This window comes from Kitasatospora sp. NPDC059599, from assembly GCF_042735125.1.
GTDB lineage: Bacteria > Actinomycetota > Actinomycetes > Streptomycetales > Streptomycetaceae > Kitasatospora.
This window is the reverse complement of sequence record NZ_JBHWCL010000220.1, coordinates 3,901-12,640: the sequence shown is the minus strand read 5'-3', so window position 1 is coordinate 12,640 and position 8,740 is coordinate 3,901. Positions and strand designations below refer to the sequence as shown.

Here is an 8,740-nt window from a genome sequence, read left to right as displayed (position 1 = left end):
GACCTGGTGGGTCCGGGGCGGGGCCCCTGTGCGGGCGTCACGGCATCAGGCGCCGCGCAGCACCGCTCCCGTACGGGCGACGGCCTCGGCGACGGCCGCCTCGCGGGCGGCGGTGGCCTCGTCGGCGGTCAGGGTGCGGTCGACGGCACGGAAGCGCAGCGCGTACGCCAGCGACTTCTTGCCCTCACCGACCTGCTCGCCGGTGAACACGTCGAACAGCCGGATCGCCTCCAGCAGTTCGCCGGCGCCGACGCGCAGCGCGGCCTCGACGTCGGCGGCCGGAACCGCCGTGTCGACGATCAGCGCGACGTCCTGGGTCGCCACCGGGAAGCCGGAGACGGTCGGGCCGCCGACCCGCTCGGCACCGTCGGCGGTGAGCAGGTCGACATCGATCTCCATCGCGGCGGAGCGGGCCGGCAGCCCAAGCGCCTTGACCACCCGCGGGTGCAGCTCACCGGCGTGGCCGACCACCCGGTCGGTGCCGGCAACGACCAGCTCGGCGCAGCGGCCCGGGTGCCAGGGCGCCAGCTGGCCCTGGCGGACGGTCAGCTCGACACCGGCCGCGCGGGCCACCGTGCGGGCCGCCTCGACGGCGTCCGCCCAGGAGGCCTGGGCACCCTTGCCCCACCAGCCCGAGGGCAGCCGCTCGCCCGCGAGGGCGACGGCGATCCGGCGCGGCTGGTCCGGCAGCGCGGCGTCCAGCTCGGCCAGCTCCTCGTTGCTGGGCCGGTGGTCGACGGCCGGGCGCGGGGCCACGGACAGCTCGTCCTTGGGCAGGAACACCGTGCCGGTCTCGTAGACCGCCAGGTCGGTGTTGCCCCGGCCGATGTTGCGGCGCAGCGCACCGAGCAGGCCCGGCAGCAGCGTGGTCCGCAGCGCCGGCTCCTCGTCGTTCAGCGGGTTGACCAGCCTGACCGTCCGGCGGCGGCGGTCGTCCGCCTCCAGGCCGAGCGCGTCCCAGGCGGTCTCGCCGAGGAACGGGTAGTTGTTGACCTCGACGTAGCCGGCCCCGGCCAGCGCGACGCCGATCCGGCGGTTGATCCGCTGGCCCTCGGTCAGGCCCTTGCCCGGCGGCACGTCGGGCATCCGGGCGGGGACGTTGTCGTAGCCCTCCAGCCGGATGACCTCCTCCGCGAGGTCGTACGGGTCCGTGAGGTCGGGCCGCCAGGTCGGCGGGGTGACCTCCAGGACGTCCGCGCCGGAGACCGAGCAGCCGATCTCCTGCAGGCGCCGGGTCACGGTCTCGCGGCCGTACGCCGTGCCGGCCACCCGGTCGGGCAGGTCGGCGGCGATGGTGATGGTGCGCACCGGGTGCGGGGCGGCGATGTCGGTGACCCCGGCCTCGGCGGTGCCGCCGGCGATCAGGACCAGCAGGTCGACGGCGCGCTGCGCGGCGGCGCGGGCGGCCTCCGGGTCGACGCCGCGCTCGAAGCGCTTGGACGCCTCGGAGGGCAGCTTGTGCCGCTTGGCGGTGCGGGCGATGGCGACCGGGTCGAAGTGCGCCGCCTCGATGATCACCTCGGTGGTGCCCGGGCCGGCGGCCGGGTCGAGGATCTCGGTGGAGGCGCCGCCCATGACACCGGCCAGGCCGATCGGGCCGCTGTTGTCGCAGATCAGCAGGTCCTCGGCGGCGAGCTTGCGCTCGACGCCGTCGAGGGTGGTGAGGGTCTCGCCCTGCTCCGCCCGGCGGACCGTGATCGGGCCGTCCACGCGCTGCTTGTCGTAGGCGTGCAGCGGCTGGCCGACCTCGAGCATCACGTAGTTGGTGATGTCGACGGTCAGCGAGATCGGGCGGATGCCCGACTTCTGCAGGCGGCGCTGCAGCCAGATCGGGGACTTGGCGTTCGGGTCGACGCCGACGACCGTGCGGGCCACGAAGCGGTCGCAGCCGGCCGGGTCGTTGACCTTGACCAGGTAGCCGAAGGAGTTGGCCGGCGGCACGTCGAGCAGCGCCGGGTCGGCCAGCGGCAGCCCGTACGCGGCGGCGGCCTCCCGGGCCACGCCGCGCATGGACAGGCAGTAGCCGCGGTCCGGGGTGACGGCGATGTCGAGCACCTCGTCGACGAGCTGGAGCAGCTCGATGGCGTCGGTGCCGGGCTCGTACTCCGGCGGGAGCACGATGATGCCGTCGTGATCGTCGCCCATGCCCAGCTCGCGGGCCGAGCAGATCATGCCGGCCGAGGTCTGGCCGTAGGTCTTGCGGGCCGCGATCGGGAAGGGGCCGGGCAGCACGGCGCCCGGGAGCACGACCACGACCTTGTCACCGACGGCGAAGTTGGTCGCACCGCAGACGATCTCCTGCGGCTCACCGGTGCCGTTGGCGTCGCCGACGTTGACGAAGCAGTGCCGGATCGGCTTCTTGAAGCCGGCCAGCTCCTCGATGGAGAGCACCTCGCCGACCACCAGCGGACCCTTGAGGTCGGCGCCGATCTGCTCGACGGTCTCGACCTCCAGGCCGGCCCGGACCAGGCGCTCCGCGACGTCACGACCGGTCGCGCCGGTCGGCAGGTCGACGTACTCGCGCAGCCAGGAAAGCGGGACGCGCATCAGATCTCCATCCCGAACGGGAGGGTGAAGCGCACGTCACCCTCGACCATGTCGCGCATGTCGGCGACGTTGTGACGATTCATCAGGATCCGCTCCAGGCCGAGGCCGAACGCGAAGCCGCTGTAACGGTCGGGGTCGACACCGCAGGCGACGAGCACCCGCGGGTTGACGACGCCGCAGCCGCCGAGTTCGATCCAGCCCTCCGAGGAGCAGGTGCGGCACGGGCGGTCCGGGTTGCCGACGCTCGCCCCGAGGCACACGAAGCACTGCAGGTCGACCTCGGCCGACGGCTCGGTGAACGGGAAGTACGAGGGCCGCCAGCGCAGCTCCAGGTGGTCGCCGATCAGCTTCTCGACCATGACCTCGATGGTGCCCTTGAGGTCGGCGAAGGTGATGCCCTCGTCCACCGCGAGGCCCTCGACCTGGCGGAAGACCGGGGTGTGGGTGGCGTCCAGCTCGTCGGTCCGGTAGACCCGGCCGGGACACACCACGTAGATCGGGGGCTCGCGGTCGAGCATGGTGCGGGCCTGGACCGGGGAGGTCTGGGTGCGCAGCACCACGCCGGAGTCGGCGGAGCCGTCCGGGGCCTGGACGAAGAAGGTGTCCTGCATCGATCGGGCCGGGTGGTCCGGGCCCAGGTTGAGGGCGTCGAAGTTGAGCCACTCGGCCTCGACCTCGGGGCCCTCGGCGACCTGGTAGCCCATCGCGACGAAGGTGTCCTCGATGCGCTCGGCCATGGTGGTCAGCGGGTGCCGGGCGCCGCGCGGGGCGCGGTCGTACGGCAGCGTGACGTCCACCGCCTCCTCGACCAGCACGCGGGCGTCGCGCTCCGCCTCCAGCTCGGCCTGCCGCGCGGCGAGGGCCTTGTTGACGGCCCCGCGGGCCTGGCCGATCAGCTTGCCCGCGGCGGCCTTGGCGTGCGGGGGCAGGGCGCCGATCTCGCGGTTGGCGAGGGACAGCGGGGACCGGTCGCCGGTGTGGGCGACCTTGGCCTGCTTCAGCTCGTCCAGGGTGCTGGCGGCGGCGAAGGCGGCGACGGCCTCGTCCCGCGCCTGCTCCACCACCTCGGGCTTGAGGGCCTCGACCTCGACCGGGTCGTACGACTTGTTGGGTGCCGACATCTCTATCTTTCCCGTGCTCCTGCTCGTCCGTGCTCAGGTGTGTGGGCTCGCCTTCGCGTCACGCCCGGCGGGGCCGGGGCACGGGCAGCCGGTCTCCGTTCACCGGAGGCTCACGGGAGTGGGTGTCCGCGGCTCAGCCGCACAGGGCGTTGCGCGACGCCAAAGGTCGAGTGTAGTCGCAGCGCGTAGCGCCGCTGCCGCGAAGCCCGTCCGGCCCCGACGCGGAGCACGCTCCGCTCGTCGTTCCTGCTCGGTCAGAGCATGAAGTCGGGCACGCCGGCGGGCAGGATAAATCGGAACCGGGCGCCGCCGCCGGGGGCGCGGTCGACCCGGATCGAGCCGCCGTGGGCCTCCACGATGCCCTTGACGATGTAGAGGCCCAGGCCGGTGCCGCCGCGCTTGGAGCCGCGCCAGAAGCGGGTGAAGACGCGTGGCATCGACTCCTCGGGAATGCCGCTGCCTTCGTCGCTCACGGTGACCGCTGTGCCTTCCACGATGCGGGGCGGGGTGCCGGAGCGCTCCCAGACGGGCGCCTCGACGACCTCCTTGGCCGGTGCCACCTCGATCGTGACAGTTCCCTCGCCGTGCCGCACCGCATTTTCCAGCAGGTTGGCGAGCACCTGGTCGACCTTGTCCGGGTCCGCCCACAGGACGGTCAGCGGCTCGCTGACCCGGATGTCGAAGCGCTCCTCGGGGATGCCGGTGGCGACCTTGCGCTCGACGTGGCGGCGCACCGCCGCGGCCAGGTCGACCACCTGCTTGCGCAGCTCCAGCCGCCCGGCGTCGATCCGGGAGATGTCCAGCAGCTCGGCGATCAGCCGGGTGACCCGGTCGGCGTCGGCGTCCACGGTTTCCAGCATCAGCCGCTTCTGCCCGTCGGTGAACCGCTCCCACTTGGCCAGCAGCGTCGCCGTGAAGCCCTTGACGCTGGTCAGCGGGGAGCGCAGCTCGTGCGCGACGGTGGCGATCAGCTCGGCGTGGCTGCGCTCGGTGCGCCGCCGGGCCTCGGTGCCGCGCAGGGCGACCACCAGGCGCTCCAGCGGCCCGCACGGCTCCGCACGGACGTACCGGGCGGAGACCAGCACTTCGAGGCCGCCGGGCAGCAGCAGGTTGCGCTCCGGCTGGCGGGTGCGGGTGGTCAGGCCGCCGTACGGGTCGGTCAGCTGCCACCAGCGCCGGCCGTCGAGGTCCTCCAGCGGGAGGACGTCCTCCAGCGCGCTGCCGAGGGCGGCCTGCGGGAGCACGCCGGTGAGCCGGGCCGCGGCCCGGTTGAAGCAGACCACCCGGCCCAGCGCGTCGGCGACCACCAGGCCGTCCGGTAGGTCGTCCGGGTCGAGCTCGGGCCCGCTGCCGACCATGGGTTGCCTCCCCGATTACCCACCGTGCCGTTCCCCCCACCGAGGCAGACCCTAGCGCCTCGCAGGCCCCCGCAGTAGGGCTTGCAACGGGGTGATCCCGGTGCGCCCCCGGGTGCGTCAGACGTTCGAGCGGCAGCCGCCGGGCGAACGCTGCGCCCGGGCCGAGGCGTACAGGCAGACGGCCGCGGCGGTGGCCAGGTTGAGGCTCTCGGCGTGGCCGTGGATCGGGACGCGCACGACCTCGTCGGTGAGCGCGCGGGTCTCCTCCGGGAGCCCCCACGCCTCGTTGCCGAACACCCACGCGCCGGGCGCGCCCAGGGTGCCCTCGTCCAGCTCCCGGTCCAGGTCGCGCTCCCCCGCGCCGTCCGCGGCGAGCACCCGGACACCGGCCTCGCGCAGCTTCCCGACGGCTTCCTCGACCGGCACGCCGACCGCCACCGGCAGGTGGAAGAGGCTGCCCACGGAGGCCCGGACGGCCTTCGGGTTGTAGAGGTCCACCGAGGCGTCGGTGAGCACCACGGCGTCCGCGCCGGCCGCGTCGGCGGTGCGCAGCACCGTCCCGGCGTTCCCGGGGTCGCGCACGTGGGCGAGGATCGCGACCAGCTTCGGGCGGGCCCTGAGCACCTCGTCGAACGGGGTGTCGATGAAGCGGCAGAGCGCCACGATGCCCTGCGGGGTCACGGTGTCGCAGATCCCGGCGATCACCTCGTCGGTGGCGGTCAGCACGGGCAGCCCCTCCGCCAGACCGGCCTCGACGATGCCGGCGTGCCGCTCGGCGGCCTCCTGGGTCACGTAGACCTCGACCACGGCGTGCTCGTCCGTGCCGGGCAGCCTGCCGAAGGCGATGGCCTCCCGGACGGCCTGCGGGCCCTCGGCCAGGAAGCGGCGCTCCTTGGTGCGCTGGTTGCGCTTGGCCAGCCGCCGGGCCGCGACGACGCGCGGCGAGCGCAGGGAGGTCAGCAGGGGGGTGTCGGTGCTCGGCATGGCCTCGTTCTCTGGGGCGCTGAGGGGTCGGGGGCACCGGCCTACGGACGGGAGCCGCGGAGGCGGACGGGAGCCGCGGGGCGGACGTCGCGTGGGGCCGGCGTCGCGGAGTGGGCGGAAACCAGAACCGGACCCGCAGGAGGCCTGCGGGTCCGGTCAGAGCTCAACCGATCTCGGAAGATCAGGCGGCGTCCGCGGCGGCCTTCGGGGCGTTCACGTCGGCCGGCAGCGCCTTCCGGGCGACCTCGACCAGGGAGGCGAAGGCGCCCGGGTCGTTGACGGCCAGGTCGGCCAGCATCTTGCGGTCGATCTCGACGCTGGCGGCCTTCAGGCCCTGCACGAAGCGGTTGTAGGTGATGCCGTTGGCACGGGCCGCAGCGTTGATGCGCTGGATCCACAGCTGACGGAAGTCGCCCTTGCGCTTCTTGCGGTCGTTGAAGTTGTAGACCAGCGAGTGGGTGACCTGCTCCTTGGCCTTGCGGTACAGCCGCGAACGCTGGCCACGGTAGCCGCTGGCGCGCTCCAGGATGACCCGGCGCTTCTTGTGGGCGTTGACTGCCCGCTTGACGCGTGCCACTTGATTACTCCTTGGGTTGGACCACGGACTACTTCACGTGGTCCGTCATTCGAATGGGTCGGGAAGGATCAGCTGCCCCGCGCACGGCTCTCGCCGGGCGGGAAGGCGATCACTTGCCGAGAAGCTTCTTGATCTTCTTGGCGTCAGCGGGGGCGACCTCGACGGTCCCGGCCAGCTTGCGGGTCAGCGTCGAGGGCTTGTGCTCCAGGAGGTGGCGGCGGCCGGCGCGCTCGCGCAGCACCTTGCCAGAGCCACTGATCTTGAAGCGCTTGCTGGCGCCACTGTGCGTCTTCTGCTTCGGCATTTCGCCGTATCTCCTCGTCGGTCCCGTCCACGCCCGCGCGGCTCGTACCACGCGGGCGTGAACTGGATGGATCTGCGGTGACCGGGCGGGACGCCCGCCACCGTGGGGGGCCGGTCTCCCGGGCCGCCCTGGCCGGTGAAGGCTCAGGCGCCCTGGGAGGCGGCCGGCTGCTCGACCGGAGCGTCGGCCTCGGCGACCGGCGCCTCGACCGGGGCGTCGTCCTGCGCCTCGGTCGCCGCGTCGTCGGTCTCCAGGTCCTCGGTCACGAGGTCCTCGGCCAGCGCGTCGTCGTCCTCCGGGCCGGCGTCGGAACCGGGGGTCCGGCCCTGACGCTCCGCCTTGCGGGCGTCCGCGAGGGCGCGGGCCTCGGCCATCGCCTCGGTCTTCTTCTTGTGCGGGCCCAGGACCATGATCATGTTACGGCCGTCCTGCTTGGGCGAGGACTCCACGAAGCCCAGGTCCTGGACGTCGTCGGCGAGCCGCTGCAGCAGGCGGAAGCCCAGCTCGGGGCGGGACTGCTCACGACCGCGGAACATGATCGTGATCTTGACCTTGTCGCCCTGCTTGAGGAACCGGACGACGTGACCCTTCTTGGTGTCATAGTCGTGCGGGTCGATCTTCGGCCGGAGCTTCATCTCCTTGATGACCGTGTGCGCCTGGTTCTTGCGCGCCTCACGGGCCTTCATGGCCGACTCGTACTTGAACTTGCCGTAGTCCATGAGCTTGCACACCGGCGGCCGGGCGGTCGCCGCGACCTCGACCAGGTCGAGGTCGTACTCCTGTGCGAGCTCCAGCGCCTTGGCAAGCGGCACGATGCCGACCTGCTCGCCGCTGGGACCGACAAGTCGCACCTCCGGGACGCGAATCCGGTCGTTGATGCGGGGCTCGGTGCTGATGGGGCCTCCTCGGTTGCACCTTCTGCGATGCGGCCGTCGGACGGCGGTCGCACGTAGTGGACTCGACCACTGGGCGGGGCTTCATTCGTGCTGCGCTGCCCGGCGCCTTCCGGCACCTGCACCCGCGACACGAAAAAAGCCCCGCTCGGTACAAGCGGGGCTCCACACAACCGGGGGCTGCGCCCGGTGAGGGGCGCTGCGGCGACTCGGCGCCAGGCGCCCGTCGCGGACCGGGACCCGTCGACCGTGAGGCCGATCGGGTGGGAGACTTTCGCGGTTGCCCTCTCGGGCCTCCTCGGTGGAGCCTCCACTTGCTGGCCGGGGGCCCGTACAGGATCCCGGCCGGTCAGTCTCGAAGCATACAGCGCCGGGAGGTCGAAAGCCATTCCGACCCCGGCGCACTGCCCGGCCGGCCCGCCACGGGGCCCTTGTACGCTCCACCTGTACCCGCACGACACGACGGAACGAGCCCCCCTTGAGCAGCGAGCCCACCCAGACCCCCGGCGCGGACGACGACGCGATCGGCTTCGACGACCTCACCCGCGACATCGCCGAGGTCCCGGCCGTCGAGGTGATCACCACCGTCGCCGTGCACCTGATGAGCGCGGCCGCCGTCAAGTGCGGTCTCGCCGAGGGCGGCGAGAAGGACAAGGACCTGGACGAGGCCCGCAAGCTGATCACCGCGCTGGCCGGGCTGGTCACCGCCGGCGCCCCGGAGATCAGCAACTTCCACGCCGCCCCGCTGCGCGACGGCCTGCGCTCGTTGCAGCTCGCCTTCCGCGAGGCCTCCGTCGTCCCGGACGCCCCGGGCGCGGGCCCGGGCGAGAAGTTCACCGGGCCGGTCTACTCCTGATCACCGCCCGTACGACAGGGGGGGGGGGCCCGCCCGGGGGCGCCCCCCGCTAGGTAGCCGCCCCGGCCCCCCCCCCCCCCCACCCCCCCCGAAACACGGG

General features: G+C 73.0%; 8 protein-coding genes. 1 reads left to right on the top strand and 7 read right to left on the bottom strand.

Annotated features, from left to right (window positions below):
* Positions 1–45: 45 nt before the first annotated feature.
* The 7 genes from pheT to infC all read right to left on the bottom strand — a co-directional run bounded on the left by pheT (position 46) and on the right by infC (position 7,787).
* Entirely contained in the window at positions 46–2,547 is a 2,502-nt protein-coding gene (gene pheT / locus ACFV04_RS41390; RefSeq protein WP_380536258.1) for a phenylalanine--tRNA ligase subunit beta, read from the bottom strand.
* Positions 2,547–3,668, bottom strand: coding sequence for a phenylalanine--tRNA ligase subunit alpha (pheS, locus tag ACFV04_RS41385; protein ID WP_380536256.1), 1,122 nt, complete (start codon positions 3,666–3,668; stop codon positions 2,547–2,549). Before pheS ends, pheT begins: the two co-directional genes overlap by 1 nt.
* 254 nt (positions 3,669–3,922) lie before the next feature.
* On the bottom strand, positions 3,923–5,026 hold the full coding sequence (locus ACFV04_RS41380; RefSeq protein ID WP_380536254.1) for an ATP-binding protein: 1,104 nt from the start codon (positions 5,024–5,026) through the stop codon (positions 3,923–3,925).
* A gap of 117 nt (positions 5,027–5,143) precedes the next feature.
* Entirely contained in the window at positions 5,144–6,010 is an 867-nt protein-coding gene (locus ACFV04_RS41375) for an RNA methyltransferase (protein ID WP_360264571.1), read from the bottom strand.
* Between the two features lie 181 nt (positions 6,011–6,191).
* Positions 6,192–6,587: a 50S ribosomal protein L20 gene (gene rplT, locus ACFV04_RS41370; RefSeq protein ID WP_355669891.1), complete on the bottom strand. Its 396-nt coding sequence runs from the start codon at positions 6,585–6,587 to the stop codon at positions 6,192–6,194.
* A 109-nt stretch (positions 6,588–6,696) separates the two neighbouring features.
* On the bottom strand, positions 6,697–6,891 hold the full coding sequence (gene rpmI, locus ACFV04_RS41365) for a 50S ribosomal protein L35 (protein ID WP_360264568.1): 195 nt from the start codon (positions 6,889–6,891) through the stop codon (positions 6,697–6,699).
* 143 nt (positions 6,892–7,034) lie between these two features.
* The gene (infC, locus tag ACFV04_RS41360; RefSeq protein ID WP_380348059.1) at positions 7,035–7,787 is read right to left on the bottom strand and encodes a translation initiation factor IF-3; all 753 of its coding nucleotides are present in this window, start codon (positions 7,785–7,787) and stop codon (positions 7,035–7,037) included.
* A 475-nt stretch (positions 7,788–8,262) separates the two neighbouring features.
* On the opposite strand from infC, the gene ACFV04_RS41355 reads away from it, so the two are divergent.
* Entirely contained in the window at positions 8,263–8,640 is a 378-nt protein-coding gene (locus ACFV04_RS41355; RefSeq protein WP_360264565.1) for a DUF1844 domain-containing protein, read from the top strand.
* Positions 8,641–8,740: the final 100 nt, after the last annotated feature.

What these genes read in the sequence shown, in the direction of transcription:
- pheT (WP_380536258.1), bottom strand. Translation starts at nt 2,547, where the DNA reads ATGCGCGTCCCGCTTTCCTGGCTGCGCGAGTACGTCGACCTGCCGACC.
- pheS (WP_380536256.1), bottom strand. Translation starts at nt 3,668, where the DNA reads ATGTCGGCACCCAACAAGTCGTACGACCCGGTCGAGGTCGAGGCCCTC.
- ACFV04_RS41380 (WP_380536254.1), bottom strand. Translation starts at nt 5,026, where the DNA reads ATGGTCGGCAGCGGGCCCGAGCTCGACCCGGACGACCTACCGGACGGC.
- ACFV04_RS41375 (WP_360264571.1), bottom strand. Translation starts at nt 6,010, where the DNA reads ATGCCGAGCACCGACACCCCCCTGCTGACCTCCCTGCGCTCGCCGCGC.
- rpmI (WP_360264568.1), bottom strand. Translation starts at nt 6,891, where the DNA reads ATGCCGAAGCAGAAGACGCACAGTGGCGCCAGCAAGCGCTTCAAGATC.